The organism is Acinetobacter sp. UBA991, from assembly GCF_002292065.1.
GTDB lineage: Bacteria > Pseudomonadota > Gammaproteobacteria > Pseudomonadales > Moraxellaceae > Acinetobacter > Acinetobacter higginsii.
The window spans coordinates 40,510-64,361 of the sequence record NZ_DBBF01000010.1 but is presented as its reverse complement, the minus strand read 5'-3'; the positions used below and the strand labels follow the sequence as shown (position 1 = coordinate 64,361).

The following is a 23,852-nucleotide window of genomic DNA, read 5'->3' as shown; positions in this document are numbered from 1 at the left end:
TCCAATCTTTGCCATGCTAACTGGCTAGAAGTATCGCTCTTTCACAATTTTTGCGAAATAATTCACTTCTTTCAAATGACGCTGATCAGCATAAATAATGCCTACATTAACACTAACATTAAAATCTTCGAGCGCCACAATTTCAAGGTCAGAGTTAAATGCCGAGTGCTGATCTATAAACGGCTTTGGAAAAATCCCCAAACCATCTCCATTTAAAATACTGTGTAACTGCGGTTCTATCCCGAAGATTTCTTTATTGGCATATAGGAACAACTTTCGTTCCTTTAGTTCTTTATTTAAGCATTCTCTAAAGCAACATCCTTCAGGGTGGATCACCCAACCTTTCTTACTGCATCGCTCCAAACTGGTATGTTCTTTCACGCCAGTTCTGGCCGAAACCACGACTAAAGGTAAAGTCCCAATGTTCAAGAAAGATAAATGGTTCGCAAGATTAAGATTGGAAGGAATCATCACAATGGCAAGCGGTAACTCACTCTCAGCGACTCGCTGAATTAGACTTCGCCCCCAACCACTTTGTATCTCAACACCTGTCAAATAATGGTCGTGCTTATACCTTTCATAAATATATTCAGAGAGATCATCCACCAAGGTAATTGGAACACCGATGCTCACTTTTTCTTGATTTGGAAGAACCTCTTGCTGATGAAAATACTCTAATTGTTCCATTTGCTCGAGGATATAACGACCTTTAAAGTATACCTGCTCTCCCAAATGCGTAAGCTGCAAAGGTCGGCTTTTACGATTGAATAGCTTTCCTTTTAGTTTTTTCTCAATATTATTGATGCGTTTGGTTACCGTAGATTGATCAATACCTAGCTTTTCTGAAGTTACAGTTAAAGAAGAGTTTTCAACAGCATATATAAACGTTTCTAAATCTTTAATTTCTAACACTTTAACACTCATTCATCTGTTGTTCAGACGCGTTCCAAATCAATTCCATCACTGGTTTTACATTTCAGCATAATGCATCACATGAATTTGCCTATTCAGACCAAATCATCAGACTCGATACAAACTCCTGCTTCAACAGAAAAGCCCTTATTTTATCTGACCATATGGCTACCAGTTCCCCCGACGATGATTGGCTACCCAACGATACATGCCTTGAATATTCGGTATTTTCATCGTACTGAAACCGATCCAGTCCTGAACTTCGGGGCTAACTTTGACATTACGATAGAGCTGATCCCACGACTGTCCTGCACGAACCAAATCCAAAACTTGTTGATGCAAGTCGACAATATAATGACGCAATGCGATCTGATCTTCACGTGTGGCAGGGCTATAATGTCCAACATCAATAAAATCGACATCTTGCTTGATCACCCAATCCAGGCTATCAATCCAGCCTGTGTAATAAAAATCTAAAAAATCATTGTATGGCATGCTTTTACTTTCACACACATCGGTACATTGCAGTGCTTTATATTTTGGAAACAGTACCATGACCATACTGTCTGAATGGCTCGGTGCAACGTAATGTAATAAAACCTCCTCGCCCCCTAAACTAATTTTCATGTCCTGATCAAAAACGCGATCTGGTAATGCTGTGGCTAACTTCTCCCCCACGATCGGTTCAAGACTACGTTGATTAGCAACAATAGTTGCACCATCTGCTTTAAAGATTTGCCCACCACTGATATGGTCCGCATGTGCATGGGTATAAACCACATATTTTACAGGCACATCAAAACGTTTCTTGATTTCATCTTTTAGCCATGTCGATGTGCAGGTCATCGCTGGATCAATCACCAAAGCACCTTCTTTAGTGATCAAAACTAAACCGCTATGTACGGCTAAGCCTGCACCCGTAGTATGTCGGTACAGATTACCTCTGACTTGCGTTAAGCTTCTTGGATTATCTGGACAGGATGCCGCGGTAAAATCCGCTAACACAGCACGATTCCGATAGATAGATTGATCTACGGCAATCCCATTATCTTTCGCAAAAACAGGGCTTAGAGGCAATGACAGCAATAATGCTACAAAAAATTTATAGCTCAAAAATACCCTAATTATTTGATTTTTAAACGTGCTCACCGACAAACCCTGCATAGATTTCACGGAGATCAATCTAACAAGTTCAGGCCTCTGACAAAACCCACAAAATCCACAATATACTGTCCTAAAATTAGCAACAATAATGGATTGGGCCGCCATGCAAAAACTGGATGATCTCTTATTATTCGTTGAGGTGGTCGAGCATGCTGGATTTTCAGCTGCGGCACGTGATTTAGGCGTACAGCGCTCTAAACTCAGTCGACATATTGCAGAACTGGAAAATAGAATTGGTGTCCGTTTATTACATCGCAATACCCGAAATGTTGTTCTGACGCCAGCAGGTGAAGAAGTCTATATTCATGCAAAAGCATTAAAACAAGCTGCACAAAATGCTTTTGCGGTTGCAACAGACCTTGCTGGCGACCCTAAAGGGACATTAAGAATCGGATGTTCCTCAACATTTGCACAAGAAGCATTGCTGCCTATTCTTGATTTGTTCTTACAAAAATATCCTAAGATACGCCTGATCATCAACACATCAGATCACAATATTGATTTGATCAGTGCACAAGTCGATCTGGTTTTTCGAATCTCTTCCAAACTCCTCAATGACTCGAGTTTAATTATTCGCCCTGTCTGTGATTTACCGATGATACTGGTTGCCAGTCAGGATTATATGAGTGATAAAGAAAAAATTGAGCTTCCAGAACAACTCAAACAGTTAAATTTCATTGCTTTAGGCGTGCAAAAGAACCTAACTTCTCAGATATTCACCAGTCAAAATAATGACTTAAATACAGTATTGCTCGAGCCTTATATCAGTTGTGGCAATATGTCAGTACTTAAATCGGCTGTGCAACAAGGCATGGGAGCTGCTGTTCTGCCCTGGTATTTATGTGCTCATGAATTGAATTCTGGCCAATTTGTAAATGTCTTTAAACCTGATTCGCCATGGTCACCTCAAGCATCTTTAGTGAATGCACTTATACCAACACGAGAAAATATTTTATTGGCAACAAAACTCTTTTTAGATTTTTCAATTCCGCGATTACGGCACACACTACATCCAGCATTAAGCGACTAAGTAGTTCCTTTTTTGATCCCAGTCATCCCCAATAATGTTATTTAATATCAAAATGCTATTATTCTTATTAGTCATGGAGGGAACAGCTACATTTTCCGAACATATTATAAATAAAATCAACAGGTGCATCGATCGGATATACATCCCGATCAAGTAAGTAAAAAATTTCTCCTTCATCCAATATGGTTAAAATTTTGTTTTTCCGTTTTAAGATAATGCCGTGTTTTATTATTTTCTGAATTTCTTCTGCATCAATTTTAAACTGATAAAAGAAAACAATTTGGCCTGTTTTCAAATTATCTGGGTCAATTTTTTTGTACTTTCCACAGGTCAAGCAAATCCATTTTTTCATTATCAATGCTCTGCAAAAAGCTCCCTTTATTGTATAAAAAGCATTCACTGAAAAATTAACATCAAAGCATTAAAAAATTATCATTTAGTGAAAATTTAAATATTTAATCATATTAGGACATTGTTATATTCTAAATGAAAAGTACAGATGCTTAGATACTCCTTCACATCTGTACCCGCTGGATAAATGCTAAAATTCACGCTAAATACGACTCTTTACGACCACTAGAATCGCTGTGAAATACTGAGCTTATAATCACGACCTGTACCGGTCATATATTCACCTAAATACATTTTATAGTCTCGATTAAATAGATTGTCGATTGAGAAATTTAAAGTAGGCCCTTTTTCTCCAACAGGTTGCCAATCCGCATAAATACCATGCAGTGAATATCCTTTAGTTTTGGGTAATGAAAAAGAGGATGCTGCAATCGATTTATCATTATCAGACAGGCTACGATCCTGTTTAGCAACAAATATCCCTCGCCAGCCCATTGTTAAATGATGCTCAGGCACATTCACACCTAAGGTTGCTGTTGCTTTTTTCGGAGGGATATCCGTCATCCATGTTTTTTGTTCAAACCATGGGTTTACAGGTGAATTATCACGTTGACCACGGATATAAGAATAGGTTAAACCTGTGAACCAAGTCGGCTGATTGTAGAAAATCTCGGCCTCATAGGCTTTGATGGTATAGTCAGTGACATTACGGTAAAAGCCATGCTTATAGTTTCCATTACAGTCATTAATGCTGCCATTTCCACCATTGGCATTATTTTCCGCTTGTGCCTTACAAAAGGTTGATCGATTGCGGAAAATTTCATCGCCCCCCCGATTATGGTGATAAGTCAACCGGACTTGCAGATGGTCTTGTTCTGAAAAAATATCATCAAAATTCATTTCATTGCCCAGACGGATCGCCAACATCTTTTCAGGCAATAAATAGCGACTGGTTGATGGCACAGAGGTCATTGCCGATTGCACATAATATTGCTCATCAACACGAGGGGCGCGCCATGTTTTACTGATATTGGCAAACCAAGTGAGATAATCTGCTTGCTTCCACGCCAAGGCCAAACGTGGTGACCAGCCTGTATAGGTCTTGCTGGAATAATCATGCCCTGCACTTGGGTCATTATAACGTGATGCTCGGTTTGGATGACCTGTATTGGTAATATGATCATAGCGAAGCGATGGGGTAATCGTGAAATTATCAATCTGGTATTGATCTTCTACAAATGTACTCAACATTTGCTGTTTGCCTGAAGGCATATAATTTGGCTCATAATAACCAAAATTATAGTCTGGTTTTTTGGCGTTGTTCTTATCATAGATGAGTGAGTTCTGCTCCATCTTTTGATATTGTGCCCCAACTTTTAATTTATGTGTGCCATAGTCAGTTGTAATATCACTGATATTACTAAGCTTAAACGCTGTATTGGTATAAGTTACCCAGCTTTCATTGCCCAGTGTAGCCGCCGATCCAGTCACGCTCGGTAATCTTTGATCATGTTGATCGGTCTTTGAATACGATGCTGTTGCTTTTAAATTTACATAAGGATTTGATTCAGGATTTAATTCATATCCAACTGAATAGCTGCTATCGTTTTGATCGCGATAGACCAAACGACGTTTCCATGCCTCCTCATATCCATATTTTTTAATATCCGCTTCTGTTGGAACGGCATCTTGATCACGCATTGCTGCAAAAGGTTCCCAGCCCTTATGCCCACTTTGCATCGCATTCAAACTAATTTTTTGGCTGTCTGTCGGATGAAAATTGAGTTTGGCCAAATACGTATCCTGCTGCTGCGCAGAATACAAAAACTTGCTGCCATCAGGGCGTTGAACATCGCCACTATCTCGATTGGTATAGTAGAACATCCCATCCATGACACCATTTTCACTCTTTCCATACACAGCACCTGTATAGGTATTTTGTGAATTATTGGAGAATCGCGAATATTTCAAAAAAGCACCGATATTTTTATCATCAACCAATAAATCAGCGGCATCCTTGGTTTCTAAGGTGACTTTCCCTCCAAAACCACCATTTCCAACTTCAACATTATGTGGACCTTTATCGACCGTAATTTTCTTTAACAGTTCGGGTTCAATAAACACTGAGCCTTGTCGATATTTATCGAAACTTTTAACCGAGTCATCCAAGGTAATCGGAACATCCTCAACCCCGCCCATACCAAGGATATTAATGGTTTGCCCACCTGGTCGCGGTGAACCTGCCGAACCCACACTTGGCATATGGTCCAGCAATTGTGCAACATTGTTGGCTTGATAACGGTCAATGGCCTTTTGATTTAACACACTCTGACCAAACTGGATGGTATCTTCCTTATCCGCCTGTACAACAATTGGCGTCATTTGATAAATTTGATTCTGAGCATTGCTCTTAGACAATGTGTCTTGTACGGTCGGTACTTTTGTGACGGTGTTTGCCAGAACAACCTTGGTATTATCTGCATAAACAGGTATGGTCGAGGCATACATAGATAAAGCAATAGCCAGTACAAGAGGCTTAATCACCTTTGTTTGAGAGGGAGATTGGGACATAAACTTCACCAGAAGATAAAAATCATCAGCAACCTAAACGAGGTCCTAAAATAATCGACGTCTTAACGATATAAAAAATAATAAAAATTAAGCTTCAATAAAGCGCTTGCAGCAAACGCCAAATCATTCAGACTGCAAACCTAATTGACTAGCGTCTGACAGCAGTATGACGTCGCTCTGTGGAGAACGACGATGAATCAACTGCTGTCGAGGAGGATTGAGGGAAGGTATCTCATTCAATTCAATAAAACGACACAAACAATATTGATTATCACTTGCATTTAAATAAATGTAAATGGATCGATAGAATTTTTAAGACATCTAAAATGCTCTCATCCGTTGTACTGCAATTGTTTTTGTTTCAATCATTGAAGTAGAGATTAACTATTTTCAGAATTTGATTTGTGCCCCACTTATGATGCTTTTGATATATAGCCAATAAGTGATGATTAGGACAAGTATTGGCTAGATGGCCTAAAGTTGAACCTCCTACACAGCAACATTGCAGTAGGAACATGCCAGAATCAAGAACGATGATTTAAAATTTTTTTCTTCCGATATTGTAACGGACTCATCCCAGTCCATGACTTAAATGCCCGGATAAAAGAGGTCTGTTCTTGGTAGGCCAATAACATTGAAATGTCCAGAATGCTCAAATTGAGATCGGCAAGATAATCAAAAGCCAAATCTCTACGAACCTGATTCAATCTTTCTTTGAAGGTATATCCTTGCTGCTTTAATTTCAGTTGAAATATCCGAGCTGGTAAGCCCAATTTATTTGCAACCTCCTCCACGCTGATATTCCCCTTACTTATAGCTTGAATAATTGTTTTCTGTATTAACTCATCAAAAAGATCAAGCTTAGGACGTTTTGACAACAATACATTTGCCTGCTTAATTAAAATATCATTTAACACAGGATCAGCATTAAAAACCTCTAAATCAAGGCTGGTCATGGAAATATATATTTCAACATCTTCACTTTCAAACTCGATAGGACAGCCAAAAAAATTTTCGTAGTTATAAAAAAATTTGGTTTTCTCTGTACTAAAACTGACTTTTTTCACTTCTATTCTATTCGGATGTACTAATTGATCTAAAAGTTTATAAAAAACCCCCATTAATAATTCATCTACCAAATGATTATTTTTAAGATAAGGGTCAAATCCCCACCGAATGACAATAAACTGATCGGAAATAGACATCTTTGCAGGCTTAGCCTCACAAAAGAGCCTTTGGTATTTTATAAATACATTTAATACATCTAATATATTTTCACATGATGAAGCAATATATCCTAAAATACCAAGATGTTTAGGTTGAGTATATTTTTATATTTCTAGTCCAAGTGTTGGTTTAGTCTGTTTTTGATTAATTTCCTCTAATAGTTCAATCCATTCCCCGATTGGAATCAGTTCACTTGTTTTATAATCACTCAAATATTTTACATTTTTAAGATTATTTTTTACACAAAAATTAATCAACAAATTAAGCATCGAACTTGATATTAATTTAACCTGATTAGGATGACTCAAAACCATTGCTCCCCACTCATATCATATCTAAAAGCCCACCTCAGAGAAGGAATCAAAAAACCAGTTACACAAGTACATTATTTAATCGACCTTAAAAATTAACGATAATCCAGTTTTCCATTTTTCATACTAATGCGGCAAAAAATCCATTTTTTGTGATATCAATCACAGATAATGCTCAAAATCTACTTTAAAATTCAATAAAAAAATTATCATTTCTATAAAAAAACTTATCATTTAAAGGAAAGTTTCAAGATTGCAAAAGTCTCTTCACGAAAGGGAGAGTTAAAAGTGATTTTTTATTCAACAATTAGATTTTTATATTTTTTATATTTCATTTTTATCATCTACATTATTTCATATTTATGAATACTGACTATTTTCAAAAAATTTTTAATTATTTTAAAGCGCTAAAATGACGACACACCGCCTCAATTTGGTGCAAAAATTTATAACATATCAAGACCGATTAAAGTCCTGTTTATTCCCCTATACGATAAATTCAAAATTATTTTGACGAAAAAAAAAGCTCAACAATAAACATTAAAAAGGAAATAGAAACAATCAAGCCAAAGCTAAATAACAAAGAAAATCCAACCAAAAAGTAGTAATCACTCATTTTCTCAAAAATATAATTCACAAAATACAAAAACAGAAAAACATAGCCAATATTTGAATTCCACAAGCACATGACCAGTAAAAAAAACAAATTATAATTCAGATATTTTTTACTTACTTTAACTTCACTTCCTTTATTTATCTTCCGATAATCGGATACTGTAATTTTTTTATATACCACATTTACACCTTGGCTATATAATATAAAAGTTAAAATAACGCCTTTGCTCATAAAATAATTAGCATTTAATACACAAAAGTTATCATTTTTTCAAAAAACAGTTTACCAACGTCTTTAGCAAAATAATATTTATTATATAAATTCAATTAGATACAAAAACAACTATTGAGAAAAGTCTTCAACAAAGCCCATCAAAGTAGCTAACTTTTTGAAAATAAAATTTATAAAAAAACTTAAATAAATATAAAATACAAATATTTAAAGTGTTAAAGGCAGTTAAATTAAAAATAGAATAGGTTTATTTTTTGTAATTATAATGCAAAAGCAAAGTTAATTTATATTTATGATTTTCGTCGGCTCAATACTTCATCTAGAGCAAACATGTACATGTCAAATAAATGATACAATCACATGATTTTACTTAAAAATATATTTATTAAAACTTAACTATATATCTTAAATATTATTATTTAACTTATTTTCCCACTCAGTTATTCATATTTTTTGTTCAATCTACACGACTCAAATACAAAACATAAAATACACAAACGCATGGACAGAAAAAACATAAAAGCCCTGTGAAAATCTAGATCTTGAAAACCAATGAATAAATAAAATACTGATTAATATATATTTATTTAAATAAAACCAATCAACATTGCCGTACACAAGCAAAACAATATGTGATTTAAATCACATATTAAAATAAAAAAGATAATTAACATACGCTTTAAACACTTTATGCAAAATTTTCACACTCTCTTTCCAGCCAGCCTGTTATTTTTTTTTATGTCTAATATTTCACATGCACATCCATCTGATTTTTTAAGAGAAAAAGCAGTTTCGCAAATTAAGAATGGACAACCTATACAAGGGTTAACAGCACTTGAATCTTTATTGCGGCAGTACCCAGATCAACAGTACATCCTAGCTGACTACTTATTATCTGCCTCACGCATTCAAGCTCTGCCACAAGTGACCCTAACTGATTTAACCCAACGTATTCAGCCAAGGCACTTCCCAGAATATGCTCAACTCGCAACAGTTAAACTTTTACGGGATCAAAAGCAATTTGCTGCAGCATTGGCACTATTAGATAAATTTGAACCTTATCAAATACATAACAGCATGCAGGTCACAATTCTTAAAGCGGCGCTATTTGCAGAAAATAAACAACCGACTGAAGCAGCACAGCAATTAAAGAATCTTGATACAACGCAAATGAATGCTGAACAGTTGGTCTTAGCCGCTTATGTTTATCGGTTATTGCAACAATACACTTATGCATTACAAGCCATTCAGTTGGCCTATACCCAACAACCGAATAATGAAGCCATTCAACATGAGTATTTGAATATTTTGGTGGCACTGGGGAGCTATGAAATGACAGCTGCTTTTTCTGCAAAGCACCACCTATCTGATAAAAACCAGAATTTTATTTGGCAGAATAAAATCGGAGGCTTTTCACAGCATGTGAATGAAGCGATTAAACAACAGAAATATTTATCCTCCCGTGCGGAAAGTGACCGTAAAAGCTTTGCCCAACTCGATCAAGTCTTGAAGCAGTCAGAACAAATCGCGCAACAGATTCCAGCTGATCAAGCCATGTTTAATCGCTTCTATTATGACTATCTCTACGCCTTAAGTTATCGAGGCAAAACACAACAGCTTTTGAGCCTATTAAATCAAGTCACCGTACCACCAGTTGAACAAATGCCTGCCTATACACGGCATGCGATTGCAAATACATACCTTGCAAATCAACAACCTGCCGAAGCCGAGAGAATCTACCGCAGCTTGCTCACGGAGAAAAACTATCCCGATATCAGCCTGTATACATCACTTTATTATGCATTAATCGAACAAGAAAAATATAAAGATGCAAATACCTTGATTCACGTCATTGATGACCTGATTCCCACATATGAATACAGTGAAGCGAAAGGTGTCGACAAAAGTGTACATGCAGATCGAAATGAATATTTGTCTTTGCTGGCTTTAAATATGGCTTATCGCAACCGCCTGGATTTATCAGAACAATATCTAAATAACACCGTAGCCAAAGCTCCGAATAATGCGCAATTTTTAAATGACCTGGCCAAAATCCAACGTTGGCGCGAAAAACCTCGTCAAGCTCAACAAACGATTGAGCGTTTAAATGGTTTACAACCTCAATCAAAATACACACGCATTAATGTCATGCAAAACACTCAAGCACTTGGCGATATCCAAGCTTGGCAGCAACAAACTCAAGCACTTATTGAAGACTACCCAAACGATAGCAGCGTCATAAAAAGTCGTAAAGAATTGAATGATCGTAATCACGCCAGTATGAGCCATGAAAGCCGCTTTTCACGTAGCCGCTCTGAGCAAAACCAATTACTCCAATCACTCAAAGGAACGGGTGATCGTGAATCCAACACCACCTTATATTCACCTTGGCTCACAGACAATTATCGCCTCTTGGTTGAGCATCAAGATATTTGGGGAAAATACGCCGATGGTGATTTACAAGAACAACGCTTTGGTTTAGGCCTGCAATGGCAAGACAAAGGTAAAAATTTGGTGCTGCTTGCCTCTCAAAATACTGAGGGTCAGCGTCAAGGCCTAAGAGCAGATTGGTCACACCAACTCAATGATTATTGGCAGTACGCATTATCCATCAACACCCAAGCCAATATTCCGTTACAAGCCATTGAACAAGACGAAAATGGCCAGTCTTACGGCGCAGCAATTCGATGGCAACAACATGAATCCCGGCAAGTCGATGCAGGATATAGCTATACCAAGATCAGTGACGGCAACACACGCCAAGACTTTTTTGCAAACTACCAGCAACGTATTTTCCAAGCTGCTCATCACACCACACAAGCAGGCTTTTCTGCATTTCTAGGAAAAAATCGTTTAGATAATGTTGCTTATTTTAGCCCTAAACAAAGTTATAGCCTTGCGATTAACATGAGTCATGACTGGTTAACTTGGCGAAGTTATGAACGTCATTTTAATCAAAATATTTCTATTGATGCAGGACTGTTCCAGCAGCAGGATTACGCTGCCAAACCGATTTTTGATGTGCAATATCGACATGAATGGCAATTGTCACGGATCTGGGCATTGCATTATGGCGTTGGTTGGAAACTACATCCCTATGATGGCATCAATGAAAAACAAAGTTATGCCCTATTCGGTTTTGGAGGGCGATTCTAATGAATTTTTTGAATATTTTTAAAATACTCTCCGCTTGTGCAGTTCTGCTTCCAGTTCATCTTGTTGCAGCGGAACCTGCTAAATTCGACGCTCATCATTTTGTCAGTTTGACCTTTCATGATGTGCGTGATGATGTTTTGAAGAATGGCGACCGAGATGTCTATGCAATTAATACCCAAAACTTAGTGCAGTTTTTTGAATGGCTGAAACGTTCTGAATGGACTCCAATTACCCTCAAACAAATTATGGCATCTCGGGAACATGGTGTTCCATTACCGAAAAATGCAGTTTTAATTAGTTTTGATGATGGTGCCCTAAGCGGATACAGCCATGTTTATCCTTTAGTAAAACAATATCAAATCCCTGTGGTCTTTGCTTTGGTGACCAGTTGGACCGAAGGCAATACTCAAGCAGCTTATGAAGCCTATGGTCAAAATAATTTGATGAGTTGGAAACAACTCCAAGATATCCAAAAATCAGGTTTAGTTGAGTTTGCCAGCCATAGCCATGATTTGCATAAAGGCCTATTGGCCAATATGCAGAAAAATGAAAAGCCTGCCGCCTTGACTCGACAATACGATCCGATTCAAAAACGCTATGAAACTGAGTCAGAATATAGCCAACGGATCTACACTGATCTGGTGAAATCCAAGCAGGTGTTACAGCAAAAATTAGGAATAGATCCGCTTGCAATCATTTGGCCCTATGGTGCGGTCAATCAACAAGTCACTAAAATTGCCAATCAAGCAGGTTTTCCTCTGTCTTTTAGTTTAGGGACGGAAAAGTTAAATGACAGCAATGACGCAACCTTTCAACGCGGTATTATCTCAAATAACCCAACAGCTGAAAATCTACGTGAACAACTCACTGGTTTTATGGAATACGCTCAACTACAAGATTATGAACCTATTCGAGCTGTACAATTTGACCTAGCTCAATTCTCACAAGACAATACACAGTTTAATCAGCAGTTAGGCAGTTTATTAAATAATTTAAGTGCCTTAAAAACCAATACTTTAATCGTTAATGCATTCACTGATCAAAAGAATGCTGCATATGCTCAGAGCTACTTTCCAACAACTCATCTAAAACTGGCTCAAGATATATTAAGCCGCACCCAATGGCAGACACGAACACGGGTTTTTCATCGAGTTTATACCCAGATGCCGATTGCCCCAGACCCAGAACAAGCGCATTTAGTTATCGATTTAAGCAAAGATCTGATTCGAAATAATCCCAATCTGGATGGCATTATTTTAAAAACAGACCAGCAACTGGCTTGTCGTTATAGCTCTGTTGTGAATACAGCTTGTCTGGAAAAAGAGGCTCAAATCGTAGAATTAACACAACAACTAAAAGTGGCTGTCGCACCTTATCTCAATCAAAGTAATACCTTCCAGTTAATCTTACAGCTCTCTCTGACTGATTTAGCAGATCAGGGACTAAAGCAAATTGTTAACACCTATCTACCCTTCGTATCTTTATTGAATATTGAAATTGATAGTCTAGACAATATCAATAGCTATCAAAAATTTATACAACAAGTGGGTCATTTAACTGCTTCACAAAAAGCCAGACTGATGGTGACTTTAGTGAATCACAATCCATCTTCGCCAAAGCAACTACAACGCTTGCAGCAACACTATTTAAATTTACAAAGACATGGAATTCAAAAATTGGTTTTAAGCAATTACCGTTTTGATAATGCAAAAGCGGTACATGAACAACTATTTACACCACTCAGTTTAAATGACAGTCCAATGAGTTATCGCAATCCATTTATCCAGCAGCACGTAAATGGAGAACAACCATGACCTTAATGGAAATTCTTTTCCTATTTGCCTTTATCTATCCCTTAGTCATGGCATGGACATGGATGGTTGGTGGTTTATGGTTCTACTTTAAACGCGAATATAAGCAAAACCAATTACCCGAGATTTCAGAACAAGGATGCAGCATTATCATTCCTTGTTTTAATGAACAAGCTCAAGTTCGAGAAACCATACGGTTTGCACTACAAACACAATATCCAAAATTTGAAGTTATTGCCGTCAATGATGGCAGTTCAGACGATACCGCAAAAATTTTAGATGAGTTGGCGCTTGAACATCCAGATTTACGGGTTGTGCATCTGGCAGAAAATCAAGGCAAAGCTTTTGCCTTACGTTCAGGCATGATGGTCAGCCAATATGAATACTTGATTTGTATTGATGGAGATGCCTTGCTGCATCCCCATGCTGCGATTTGGATGATGCATCAACTCACAGCTTTTAATCAGGTCGGCGCCGTGACTGGTAATCCTCGGATTTTAAATCGCTCCAGTATTTTAGGAAAACTACAGGTCGGTGAGTTTTCATCCATTATTGGTTTAATTAAACGTGCCCAACGGACTTATGGACGTATTTTTACAGTCTCAGGTGTGATTGCAGGCTTTAGAAAAACGGCACTCATGCAAGTAGGATTATGGTCAGAAGATAAGATCACTGAAGACATTGATATCTCATGGAAACTTCAGCTCGCTGAATGGGATATTCACTATGTTCCCAATGCGCTGTGCTACATCTATATGCCTGAAACATTTAAGGGGCTGTGGAAACAAAGATTGCGCTGGGCTCAAGGTGGTGTCGAAGTCATTAAAACCTATTTTCCCAAACTCTTTAAGATTTCAGCACTCAAAATGTGGCCTGTCGCGCTTGAAGCGATCATCAGCATGGTCTGGGCCTATGTCATTTTGCTGATCATTGTCCTGTTTTTCCTTGGGTTGTTTGTTCCGCTATCCGCAGAATGGCACATCAAATCATTATTTCCACAGTGGTACGGCGTAATTCTAGCCATTACCTGTCTGATTCAATTTTTTGTGAGCTTGTTCATTGACAAACGATATGACGGAAACCGTTTCCTTAGAAATTACTTTTGGGTGATTTGGTATCCCCTGTTTTTTTGGATGCTCGGTGCAGCAACAACTGTGTTTGCTGTTCCCAAAGCTTTATTTACACGTAACAAAAGAGCGAGATGGGTCAGCCCAGATCGTGGTTTTAAAGGTGAGGCCGAATGAACAAATCACATTTAAATATCATTGAGGATGTTTCACAGCTAGATATTCCTGAATATATCGACCAACATCGGTATGTAAAAAACAAAGGCGCGCATTATTTGCTGCAAGGGATCGGTTGGGCACTCTGGACACTGCTATTTTTACCGTTATTGGCGATATTTTTATGGCTATACCAAGGTAAACTGATCAAAAACTATATTTTTGCAGAACAGATGAGCGTACAGATCCACAATTTCTTTTGGCTCGCCTTGATGGTGATGATCTGTTGTGCCTCTTTGTTGTTATGGGCGAGCTATAACTGGTTGCGATACCGAAACACGGAAAAAACGACAGTGGTTAACGTGAGCCATTCCATTCTTGCTGAGGGATTTTTGATTCCAAAGGATGAACTATCCAAAATTCAACGCTCAAAAAACATTGTACTGCACTATAACCAGGAAGGTATTTTAGCTGACTATGAACTGAGATAAATATTCACGAACGAAAATGAAAAGAGGCAATCAATTGCCTCTTTTCATCGCTTCAATTTCAAGCATACCGACTGGTGTCGAGTATCATTCGATCATGCCAATAATCGATTCTACCTGATAACTGTTTCCCTGTTCTGCCACGATTTGAATGACCCCACTTCGATGTGCAAGCACAGGCACTTCCATTTTCATGGCTTCCATAATTGCGACAACCTGACCTTCGGTCACCTGCTCACCCTGTGTAACTTTCCATGCACTCATCACACCATTAATCGGTGCCAGTAAATGCTCTGCACTCACTTCAAGCTCGGCAGTTTGTGCTTGGATTGCGGTTGCTGGGCCTTGTGCAAACATGCCCGCAGGTAGACCTAAACGGTGTAACTTGCCATCAATTTCAATATAGCTCAGCAACATGGGTTGTTGATGGTTTGGAATACCACGTTTAGTTGGCTTTAAATCTTGTTTAAAGTCATTTTCGATCCAACGCGTGTGTACATTAAATTCATCGGTAAAGTCAGGTTCATTGAGTACAGCACGGTGGAAGTCTAAAACCGAAGCTACACCTTCAATTCTAAATTGCTTTAACGCACGTTTAGCACGGGCAATTGCCACTTCACGGGTTGGGCCCGTCACAATCAGTTTTGCCATCAGTGAGTCAAAATGACTGGAGACCAATGACCCAGTTCGGACCCCTGTATCGACGCGTACACCATGACCAAACGGCGCTTCAAATAAGCTCAGCACACCAAATGCAGGAATGAACCCACGTGCTGGGTCTTCGGCATTGATACGAAACTCAATCGCATGGCCTTGTGCTTTTGGAGTTTCTTGAATCGACAAGGTATGCCCTTGTGCGACACGGATTTGTTCTACCACCAAATCAAATTTTGCTGTTTCTTCAGTAACAGGATGCTCGACTTGCAAACGGGTGTTTACTTCTAAGAATGAAAGCTTGCCGTCACGACTCAGTAAGTATTCAACTGTTCCTGCACCCACATAGTTTGCAGCCTGACAAATGTTTTTTGCCGAGCTTAAAATTTGCTGATAAATCTCATCGCTAATAAATGGCGCTGGCGCTTCTTCGACTAACTTTTGGTTACGACGTTGCAACGAGCAATCACGCGTTCCAAGTACCACAATATTGCCATGTTGGTCAGCTATCACCTGTGCTTCGACATGGCGCGGTTGATCTAGATATTGCTCAACAAAACATTCACCACGACCAAAGGCAGCTTTTGCTTCCCTTACTGCCGACTCATAAAGCTCTTGAACTTCTTCGAGTTTCCATGCCACTTTTAAGCCACGGCCACCACCACCAAATGCCGCTTTGATGGCAATTGGTAAACCAAACTGTTTAGCAAAATCCAAAGCTTCTTCTGCATTATTGAGTGGGTCTTGGGTCCCCTGCACCAACGGTGCGCCCACTGAAGCCGCAATTTTACGCGCTTCGATTTTATCGCCTAATTTTTCAATGGCACTCGGTGATGGCCCGACCCATTTTAAACCTGCCTCAATCACGGCTTGGGCAAACTCAGCACGTTCAGATAAAAAACCATAACCGGGATGCACCATGGTTGCCTTGGATTTCTTTGCAATCTCGATAATGGCAGCAATATTTAAATAGGTTTCACTGGCGTTAGCACCAGCCAAACCCCATGCTTCATCTGCAAGTTCCACATGCATATTGCCAATGTCGTCATCAGCATATAACGCGACCGATGCAATTCCCATATCACGGCAAGCATGGATAATACGAACGGCAATTTCACCACGATTGGCAATCAGTAATTTTTCATTTTTCATCTTTCATTCTCAAAATCTGTAAATTCGGCAATTTTTTTAAATTTGATGTGACAACCTGCTGGAATCTGTGCCACCAAGTCCCAATGGTGTTTAGCAACAGAGCCAATAACAGGATATCCGCCCGTTAAAGGATGATCATTCATAAACAAAACAGGTTGGCCACTCGGTGGAATCTGCAAAGCACCAATACATGTGCCTTCACTTTCCAGTTCATGTGTAATTTTGCGAGTTAGAGACTGCTCACCTGACAATCTGAGCCCAACTCGGTTGCTTTCGTTCGTTACCAACCATTCTTGCTGACAGAGCAGTTCAATACTATCTTGTTCAAACCAGTCAGTACGCGGCCCCATCACAATATCTAGCTCAACCACTTCGCCAGCTTTGGGCAAATCGCTTTTGCCTACTTCATTGACACTAATGTTGGCTGCCTTTATCTGTCCTTGGTAAATGGTATCTCCGAGCTTTAACGGCTCTGGCCCTAATACCGCTAAACTGTCAAATGAAGCACTATTCAGTACAGGCTGAACATCGATACCACCACGAACTGCCAGATAGTTTCGTAAGCCTGCTGTCGGTGGCTGAATTTGAAACTCATCGCCTGCGTCCAGATCAATCGGTTGATCGCTTGCAAAATCTGCGCTTTGACCATCGGCAAATTTCACACGAATATTTGAAATAGCACCTGCAATTGCAATAACACCCGCAGACTGCATTTTGGCTTTTAAGCCACCATTTAAAACTTCAATAACGGGTGTATCGGTTGGATTCCCCACAATACGGTTAGCACTGTGCATGGCAGATAAATCCATTGCACCTGCCATTCCAACACCAATCTTGGTCTGATTTAAGCGCCCTTCATCTTGAATCAGCATCTGTAAACTTGGTGCAGTGATCGTAAACAGCGGTATCGATTGTTGAGGTTCAACTGTATGGGTGATTTGCTGTGGTACAGTCACTGTGGTTGGACGATGCGTGACATCTTCAAAATGTACGGTCATACCTGGTAACAGCAAAGCAGGGTTTTTACGCTCTAAATCCCACATTTTTTCCGATGTGCTCCCAATCAACTGCCAGCCACCTGGGCTGTCTTTGGGGTAAATACCAGAGTATTTTCCAGCCAAACCCAAAGAGCCTGAGGGTATTTTTTTACGCGGAACCGTTAAGCGTGGGATATCGGTAAATGGTTGATCGGGACTGCTCATATAGGCAAAGCCCGGCGCAAAACCAATAAAAGCCACATTCCAGATGCTTTGCTGATGCGTTCTAATCACATCCGAGATCGATAACCCTTGCAACTCTGCCACCTGAGCAAGGTCTTCGCCATCGTAGCGAATCGGCACAATCACTTCTTGGTTGTTACGCTCAAATCCAACATCAATTTTGAGGTTCTGAATTGAAGCAACCAGCGTTTTAAAATTAGTTTCGATCTCATTAAAGAAAACCAAAATTGTTTTTGCAGCAGGGACTAAGTCTTTAATTCCATTCAATGGCGTATGTTGCAATTTATTGTACAACGCCAATGTTTCTTCGAGGCTCGCAAGCTCAATCAGAAAACAATCGGCGTTTACCGATAAAAAACGCATTTGCTTATCCTTTTTAAAGGTTCTTTAGCCCAATTAGCCCATCCAAGCACGGTCAGGGATGTCGGTAATCAACATATGACCTGGTGCATGACTAATCGCAAAAGGAATTTTCGAGTTCATAACAGCGGCTTGCGGTGTTACCCCACATGCCCAAAACACAGGAATCTCACCTGCTTCGATACGAGAGGCATCGCCAAAGTCAGGCTGATTTACATCTAAAATTCCTAAGCTTTCAGGATGCCCAATATGTACAGGTGCGCCATGCACGCTTGGCATACGTGATGTAATTTTTACCGCTTCACTAATTTGATGCGATGGAATTGGTCGCATGGAAACCACCATATTGCCTGAAATACGCCCTGCTGGTTGGCATGGAATATTACTGAGATACATCGGCACATTGGTGTTGTCATGAATATGACGAACTTCAATCCCCGCTTCTTGCAAAGCGGTTTCAAACGAAAAACTGCAACCAATCAGGAAAGTCACCAAATCAGGATGGGCATTATAAATCTCGCTGGCATCAGTCACTTCTTCAACCATTTCACCCTCTTTCCAAATGCGATAGCGCGGGAAATCAGTTCGAATGTCTGAGTCTGCTGCAAGCTGAGTTGCATAGATACCTTCTTCGAGCACATCAAGTACTGGGCAGCTTTGCGGGTTACGATGCGCATAGAGTAAAAAGTCATAGGCCCACGCTTTTGGCACTGAAATCATATTCACCTGTGTCATGCCCGCGGCCATCCCTGCTGTCGGTTTATCGAAACCTGCACGGACTTTTAAACGCGCATCTAAAGCGGCTTCAAGCTGAACTGGATCGACTTTAATATCCTTATACATGGTGCTCATCCTTATGCTTTGTTTACAAATGGGCGAATTTCAATCTTGTTTTTCACAAGCTCAGCTTTAATGGCTGCCGACATTTCTAGTGCACCGTCGGTGTCACCATGTAGGCAAATCGTGTCGGCTTGAATTGGGGTAAAGACACCGTCAATTGACTCGACCCCACCATTTTTAAGCATTGAAACTACACGACTGGCAACAAATGCCGAGTCATGTAAAACCGCCCCTTCTAGACGACGAGATACCAATGAGCCATCGCTGTTATATGCACGATCTGCAAATGCTTCAGACACCACGTTTAAACCAGCAGCACGTGCCTGCTCGACCAAGTTCGACCCCGCCAAAGCCACTAAAACCAGTTCAGGATTGTACATTTTAATCGCATCAATCACTGCGGCTGCCTGAGCTTGGTCATGGGCAATGGTGTTGTAGAGTGCACCATGCGGTTTTACATATTGCACTTTTGAGCCTGCCACTTTTGCCAAACCATCCAGTGCAGAAATTTGATACAGCACATCGGCAATCAGTTCGTCACGTGACACATCCATATTACGGCGGCCAAAACCAACCAGATCGGGATAAGACACATGCGCCCCAATCTTGACGCCCAATTCAACGGCTTTACCAACCGTTTTTAAAATCCCCAAAGGATCGCCTGCATGAAAACCACATGCGATATTAGCACTGGTCACCACAGGTAAAATCTGGTCATCATTGCCCATTTTCCATGAGCCAAAGCTTTCGCCCAAATCACTGTTTAAATCTACAAACATGGCATCATTCCTTTTTCGCTGTACGATTATCTGGCTTAAAGTTTGGTCAAATAGTTAAACACGGTCGTAAATGACATATAGCCCATCCACCACGTCAATACACAGGTGAGTGCACCTAAAACAATTAACCATTTTGGATAATTATAATTGCCCATCAAGTCTCTACGGCAAGCTGCAACATACACAAAAATTGTAAGGCCAATCGGCAACACTAAACCATTAAAACCACCGACAAAAATGAGTAGACCTGCTGGCGTTGCCCCCAATACCACATAGAGTAATAAGGCTAAGGCAATAAAAGTGATGGTGGTATAGTTGCTTTGTTTTGGGGTTAAATTCTTTTTAAATGCACTAAAGAATGAAACCGAGGTATAGGCTGCACCAATGGTGCTACTAATACCCGCTGCCCAAAAGATCAGGCCAAATAATTTATAACCAAATGTGCCCGCAGCATACTGGAATGCTTGTGCCGCTGGATTGGCATTATGACTAGCGAGATCTATGCTTGCACCGCTCACCACCACACCCAAGAAGGCTAAAAATAAGACATAGCGCATGATCCCAACCACGACAATGCCCTTGGTCGCAGCTTTTGCTACTTCATCAATATTTTCAGGGCCAACTGCACCTTTATCGAGTAGACGATGCGCGCCTGCATAGCAGATATAGCCCCCCACCGTGCCACCAACAATGGTGGTAATAATGGCAAAGTCAATCTGATCTGGCGCAAAGGTTTGCTGTACCGCTTGTCCAACAGGCGGCATCACAATCACAGCCACAATGATGATCAGGATGATTTTCAACAATCCCAATACGATCATGCTTTTATCCATCGCAAGCGTGGCTTTTCTGGAAGCGAAAATCAAAATCGCCAATGCACCACTGAGGATACCGCCCCATTTGATATCCAGACCAAACAATGCATTCAAACCTAATGCAGCACCTGCAATATTTCCGATACTAAAGAAGAAACCGCCTAGAATCACCAGAAATGCAAGTAAATAGCCACTGCCTGGTAAGGCCTTATTGGCAATATCGGATGCACGCATTTGCGTCAGTGTCACTACACGCCAAATATTCTGCTGTACCACATAATCAATCAAAATTGAAACTAAAATGGCAAAACCAAATGCAGCCCCTAGTTTCACTGTAAATACAGCAGTTTGGGTTAAAAACCCGGGTCCCATGGCAGAGGTTGCCATCATAAAGATCGAGGCGACAATGGCCCATTGGCGATCTGATAGCAAAGAAGATTTCAGTAAAGACATATTGATGCGTTCCTCATCCATTTGAGCTCAATAACGCGATTTTTGACTTGATCCAAGAGCATCATTTTGTTTATAAACGATCTTCTTTAACCCTTTTTAAATCACAAAGATTCCCTGTTCTCCCACTCAGCGATGGGTAATCAAATCTTCTCGTTCAAATAAAAACATATGCAAGCCAACTGAACAATACGACTTTTTAGATATAAAATTATAACCAATCCATTGAATTTAATTACTTTTTATTTATGATTAGTTCGAAGATAAATTTTACTTATCACTCCTGATAAGCTGCTTTTATAATTTTTTAACTCAGCAGCTGTTGGATTCCCACATACACGGCTCTTACAGAAGCTTACTTTAAGTACCTCAAATTTTTATTTTCTCATTCAAGCTTTTCATCGCGCTCTCAGAAACCATCACGGCGACATCGGTTAATTTTTCTTTCAATGCAGCATCATTGCCTTGAATATAAATCGAGGTAAAGTGAAAGGTCTTTAACTTGATTGGCGTATTTAATATTTCTAATCGGCCATCGGTAATTTCTTTTAAAGCGGTTAAAGTCGGCACCACAGCGATCCCCAAGCCTTGCTCGGCAAGACGTAATAAGGTTGCCAAAGAATAACTGGTGATCGAAAGCGGCTCATCCAGTCCTTGTTCCTTCATTTTGGCTTTCAGCTCTTTATAGGGGTAGGTAATTTTTGGATAGGTCAAAATGGTATGAGACATTAATGTCTTAAATGACATTTGAGCAATCCCTCCTTTAAATGAAGGTGAAGCCAAGAAGCTAAGTTCAAAATCACACAGTGCCTGTTCAATACATTCAAAAGCCAGCGTTGGTCCGAGTAAAAAGGCCATATCGAGATCACCTGTGCGGACGCCTTCTTGTAAATTTGGGGTTAGATCAACCACGATTTCTACAGAAACTTTAGGGAATTCTTGCTGAACTTTCTCGATATATTCCACCAACCATGTGTAGACAATGGTTTCCGAAACGCCCAAACGAATTGTGCCAGTCAAATGCTGATTTTCAGTTAATTCTGCGATCAGTTCTGTTTCTAAACGCATCAACTTTTCAGCATATTTAAATAAGGTCATCCCCTTGTGCGTCGGTTTCAGTTGGCGAAAACTTCGATCTAAAACTTTAAATCCAAGGTCATTTTCAATCGCGGTGATTTTCTGTGATACCGCTGGCTGAGTAGTTTGTAATTTTGTCGCTGCCTTATTAAAACTATTCAGCGTCACCACCCAGTAAAATGCTTCTAGATTCTTTAAATTCACTTTAAACCAAAGCTCGCTATCCTTTTCTCACTATATAGTATGGGAGTGATCCGCCTGATTAAGCTACCTATTTATTGATTTTTGTTGCAGTCATTTGCAAACCGACTTATTTCACACTCACAAAGATGATATCTAAATCCTGTTTGGGAACGAAGTTGCGCTTGGTCATCTGAAATTGCGTTGGACTAATTTTTTCGACTTTGCCATTCCAACAAAATGAGACCAATTCATTCTTATCACGCTCAATCGTCAATTTAAAATTTTCAATCGGTTTAGCCCAGTTTGCCCCCGTGGTCAGAATATAGCTTAAAGCATTAAACGGTGAATTCTCTGCTTTGGCTTTTTTTAAGCCCTGTTTAAATTGCGCATCCATACAAAAGTTTTGATTATATTCATCAGGATATAGAGCAACCGCGCCACCCACCAAAGGTTGATATTGATGCTGAATTTTGGTCAGAGCATTGGCTTTAAAGGTTTGCTTCCAACTATAAATCACTTGAGACGACCATGGAATTTCATCATCTTTTTTAAAGTTCGCCAATATCTTCTGCATTTGTGGCTGCTTACATTGCTTTAATTTATCGACAAAATAGCGATCGTCATCATTGTTACGCATCCAAGGATTAAGCATGTCGGTTTGACTAAAACCACATTGTTTAAATAGATCTGTTGCATCAATCAACGGCGACTTTTCATCCTTTTGGATAAAAGTACGCACATGCATTTCTGGCTGAATATTTTGACCATCAACAATAATTTTAAAGCTTTTTAGCAATGCTTCGGTATGGGCAAAATCCGCTTCAAAGAAGTTATCGATACGTGGTAAGGGAAACAAAATGGTTTCCGTCACATCTTTATTGCTTAAGTTTTTATAAAGATAATTCACTTTAATCAGTTTTTTGCTAATAAATAAGTCTTCACTTTGCATCGCAACATGCTCATTTTTAAGATAGGCCACTCCGCCCGTTCCCACATAGCCTGTTGAATCATTAGCTAGGCTATAGGTCGGTATTTGCAGCAAAATAGAACATGCCAAGATGATTTTTTTCATTTTTAAGTGTCCAATTTAAGACTGTCATTATCAGGATCAATCATAGCGGCTTAAAGGCGCATATGTTTACTTTTTTACTTATTGTACATTTAAAAAAGGAGCAGTCTGTTGATCACAAACTACTCCCCTGATTCAAACTTTTATATTCAAGTTCAAAAT

The 23,852-nt window shown here is 39.5% G+C and carries 17 protein-coding genes and 1 pseudogene; 5 read left to right on the top strand and 13 right to left on the bottom strand.

What is annotated here, in order from left to right; genetic code table 11:
- Positions 1-24: 24 nt before the first annotated feature.
- Both B2727_RS03540 and B2727_RS03535 read right to left on the bottom strand, forming a co-directional pair.
- A complete protein-coding gene (locus B2727_RS03540) occupies positions 25-924 on the bottom strand; it encodes a LysR family transcriptional regulator (protein ID WP_005202562.1) in 900 nt (299 codons plus the stop codon).
- Between the two features lie 156 nt (positions 925-1,080).
- The gene (locus tag B2727_RS03535; protein WP_026057490.1) at positions 1,081-2,061 is read right to left on the bottom strand and encodes an MBL fold metallo-hydrolase; all 981 of its coding nucleotides are present in this window, start codon (positions 2,059-2,061) and stop codon (positions 1,081-1,083) included.
- Positions 2,062-2,179: 118 nt separating this feature from the next.
- Here B2727_RS03535 and B2727_RS03530 point away from each other — a divergent pair, with 118 nt between their 5' ends.
- On the top strand, positions 2,180-3,106 hold the full coding sequence (locus B2727_RS03530) for a LysR family transcriptional regulator (protein ID WP_005202560.1): 927 nt from the start codon (positions 2,180-2,182) through the stop codon (positions 3,104-3,106).
- 67 nt (positions 3,107-3,173) lie between these two features.
- Here B2727_RS03530 and B2727_RS03525 read toward each other — a convergent pair whose 3' ends face one another.
- The 4 genes and pseudogenes from B2727_RS03525 to B2727_RS03500 all read right to left on the bottom strand — a co-directional run bounded on the left by B2727_RS03525 (position 3,174) and on the right by B2727_RS03500 (position 8,413).
- Positions 3,174-3,458, bottom strand: coding sequence for a hypothetical protein (locus tag B2727_RS03525; protein WP_005202559.1), 285 nt, complete (start codon positions 3,456-3,458; stop codon positions 3,174-3,176).
- Positions 3,459-3,682: 224 nt separating this feature from the next.
- Complete coding sequence (locus B2727_RS03520) at positions 3,683-6,028, bottom strand: TonB-dependent hemoglobin/transferrin/lactoferrin family receptor (RefSeq protein WP_005202557.1); 2,346 nt, start codon at positions 6,026-6,028, stop codon at positions 3,683-3,685.
- Positions 6,029-6,552: 524 nt separating this feature from the next.
- Positions 6,553-7,569: pseudogene (locus B2727_RS19980) on the bottom strand (AraC family transcriptional regulator ligand-binding domain-containing protein).
- Positions 7,570-8,071: 502 nt separating this feature from the next.
- Complete coding sequence (locus B2727_RS03500) at positions 8,072-8,413, bottom strand: hypothetical protein (protein ID WP_005202551.1); 342 nt, start codon at positions 8,411-8,413, stop codon at positions 8,072-8,074.
- A 690-nt stretch (positions 8,414-9,103) separates the two neighbouring features.
- Between B2727_RS03500 and pgaA the strand changes: the two genes are divergently transcribed.
- Genes pgaA through pgaD form a run of 4 tightly spaced genes read left to right on the top strand, consistent with a single transcriptional unit; the run spans position 9,104 to position 15,094 of the window.
- The gene (gene pgaA / locus B2727_RS03495; RefSeq protein WP_005202550.1) at positions 9,104-11,569 is read left to right on the top strand and encodes a poly-beta-1,6 N-acetyl-D-glucosamine export porin PgaA; all 2,466 of its coding nucleotides are present in this window, start codon (positions 9,104-9,106) and stop codon (positions 11,567-11,569) included.
- The gene (pgaB, locus tag B2727_RS03490) at positions 11,569-13,383 is read left to right on the top strand and encodes a poly-beta-1,6-N-acetyl-D-glucosamine N-deacetylase PgaB (protein WP_005202549.1); all 1,815 of its coding nucleotides are present in this window, start codon (positions 11,569-11,571) and stop codon (positions 13,381-13,383) included. The genes pgaA and pgaB overlap by 1 nt, the downstream gene beginning before the upstream one ends.
- On the top strand, positions 13,380-14,624 hold the full coding sequence (gene pgaC, locus B2727_RS03485; RefSeq protein WP_005314404.1) for a poly-beta-1,6-N-acetyl-D-glucosamine synthase: 1,245 nt from the start codon (positions 13,380-13,382) through the stop codon (positions 14,622-14,624). Before pgaB ends, pgaC begins: the two co-directional genes overlap by 4 nt.
- Entirely contained in the window at positions 14,621-15,094 is a 474-nt protein-coding gene (gene pgaD, locus B2727_RS03480; RefSeq protein ID WP_005202546.1) for a poly-beta-1,6-N-acetyl-D-glucosamine biosynthesis protein PgaD, read from the top strand. The genes pgaC and pgaD overlap by 4 nt, the downstream gene beginning before the upstream one ends.
- An 84-nt stretch (positions 15,095-15,178) precedes the next feature.
- On the opposite strand, the gene B2727_RS03475 is transcribed toward pgaD, so the two are convergent.
- From B2727_RS03475 to B2727_RS03445, 7 genes are all read right to left on the bottom strand, one after another.
- Positions 15,179-16,897 carry an acetyl/propionyl/methylcrotonyl-CoA carboxylase subunit alpha gene (locus B2727_RS03475; RefSeq protein ID WP_005202544.1) on the bottom strand — a complete coding sequence of 573 codons (1,719 nt, stop codon included), beginning with the start codon at positions 16,895-16,897 and terminating at the stop codon, positions 15,179-15,181.
- Positions 16,894-18,480 carry an urea amidolyase family protein gene (locus tag B2727_RS03470; protein WP_005202541.1) on the bottom strand — a complete coding sequence of 529 codons (1,587 nt, stop codon included), beginning with the start codon at positions 18,478-18,480 and terminating at the stop codon, positions 16,894-16,896. The genes B2727_RS03475 and B2727_RS03470 overlap by 4 nt, the downstream gene beginning before the upstream one ends.
- Before the next feature lie 33 nt (positions 18,481-18,513).
- Positions 18,514-19,329: a putative hydro-lyase gene (locus B2727_RS03465; RefSeq protein ID WP_085942817.1), complete on the bottom strand. Its 816-nt coding sequence runs from the start codon at positions 19,327-19,329 to the stop codon at positions 18,514-18,516.
- 2 nt (positions 19,330-19,331) lie between these two features.
- On the bottom strand, positions 19,332-20,096 hold the full coding sequence (locus B2727_RS03460; protein WP_005202537.1) for a LamB/YcsF family protein: 765 nt from the start codon (positions 20,094-20,096) through the stop codon (positions 19,332-19,334).
- 35 nt (positions 20,097-20,131) lie between these two features.
- Positions 20,132-21,385, bottom strand: a complete 1,254-nt coding sequence (locus B2727_RS03455; RefSeq protein ID WP_005202535.1) for an NRAMP family divalent metal transporter — start codon at positions 21,383-21,385, stop codon at positions 20,132-20,134.
- 345 nt (positions 21,386-21,730) lie between these two features.
- Complete coding sequence (gene mumR / locus B2727_RS03450) at positions 21,731-22,642, bottom strand: LysR family transcriptional regulator MumR (RefSeq protein ID WP_005183446.1); 912 nt, start codon at positions 22,640-22,642, stop codon at positions 21,731-21,733.
- Between the two features lie 106 nt (positions 22,643-22,748).
- The gene (locus B2727_RS03445; protein WP_005202532.1) at positions 22,749-23,693 is read right to left on the bottom strand and encodes a DUF4424 family protein; all 945 of its coding nucleotides are present in this window, start codon (positions 23,691-23,693) and stop codon (positions 22,749-22,751) included.
- Positions 23,694-23,852 lie beyond the last annotated feature (159 nt).

Bases quoted from the DNA above. Each gene is read 5' to 3' on its own strand.
- B2727_RS03520 (WP_005202557.1), bottom strand. From the start codon at position 6,028: ATGTCCCAATCTCCCTCTCAAACAAAGGTGATTAAGCCTCTTGTACTG.
- B2727_RS03455 (WP_005202535.1), bottom strand. From the start codon at position 21,385: ATGGATGAGGAACGCATCAATATGTCTTTACTGAAATCTTCTTTGCTA.
- B2727_RS03460 (WP_005202537.1), bottom strand. From the start codon at position 20,096: ATGTTTGTAGATTTAAACAGTGATTTGGGCGAAAGCTTTGGCTCATGG.
- B2727_RS03540 (WP_005202562.1), bottom strand. From the start codon at position 924: ATGAGTGTTAAAGTGTTAGAAATTAAAGATTTAGAAACGTTTATATAT.
- B2727_RS03530 (WP_005202560.1), top strand. From the start codon at position 2,180: ATGCAAAAACTGGATGATCTCTTATTATTCGTTGAGGTGGTCGAGCAT.
- B2727_RS03470 (WP_005202541.1), bottom strand. From the start codon at position 18,480: ATGCGTTTTTTATCGGTAAACGCCGATTGTTTTCTGATTGAGCTTGCG.
- pgaD (WP_005202546.1), top strand. From the start codon at position 14,621: ATGAACAAATCACATTTAAATATCATTGAGGATGTTTCACAGCTAGAT.
- B2727_RS03525 (WP_005202559.1), bottom strand. From the start codon at position 3,458: ATGAAAAAATGGATTTGCTTGACCTGTGGAAAGTACAAAAAAATTGAC.
- B2727_RS03500 (WP_005202551.1), bottom strand. From the start codon at position 8,413: ATGAGCAAAGGCGTTATTTTAACTTTTATATTATATAGCCAAGGTGTA.
- B2727_RS03475 (WP_005202544.1), bottom strand. From the start codon at position 16,897: ATGAAAAATGAAAAATTACTGATTGCCAATCGTGGTGAAATTGCCGTT.
- pgaC (WP_005314404.1), top strand. From the start codon at position 13,380: ATGACCTTAATGGAAATTCTTTTCCTATTTGCCTTTATCTATCCCTTA.
- pgaA (WP_005202550.1), top strand. From the start codon at position 9,104: ATGCAAAATTTTCACACTCTCTTTCCAGCCAGCCTGTTATTTTTTTTT.
- B2727_RS03465 (WP_085942817.1), bottom strand. From the start codon at position 19,329: ATGAGCACCATGTATAAGGATATTAAAGTCGATCCAGTTCAGCTTGAA.
- pgaB (WP_005202549.1), top strand. From the start codon at position 11,569: ATGAATTTTTTGAATATTTTTAAAATACTCTCCGCTTGTGCAGTTCTG.
- B2727_RS03445 (WP_005202532.1), bottom strand. From the start codon at position 23,693: ATGAAAAAAATCATCTTGGCATGTTCTATTTTGCTGCAAATACCGACC.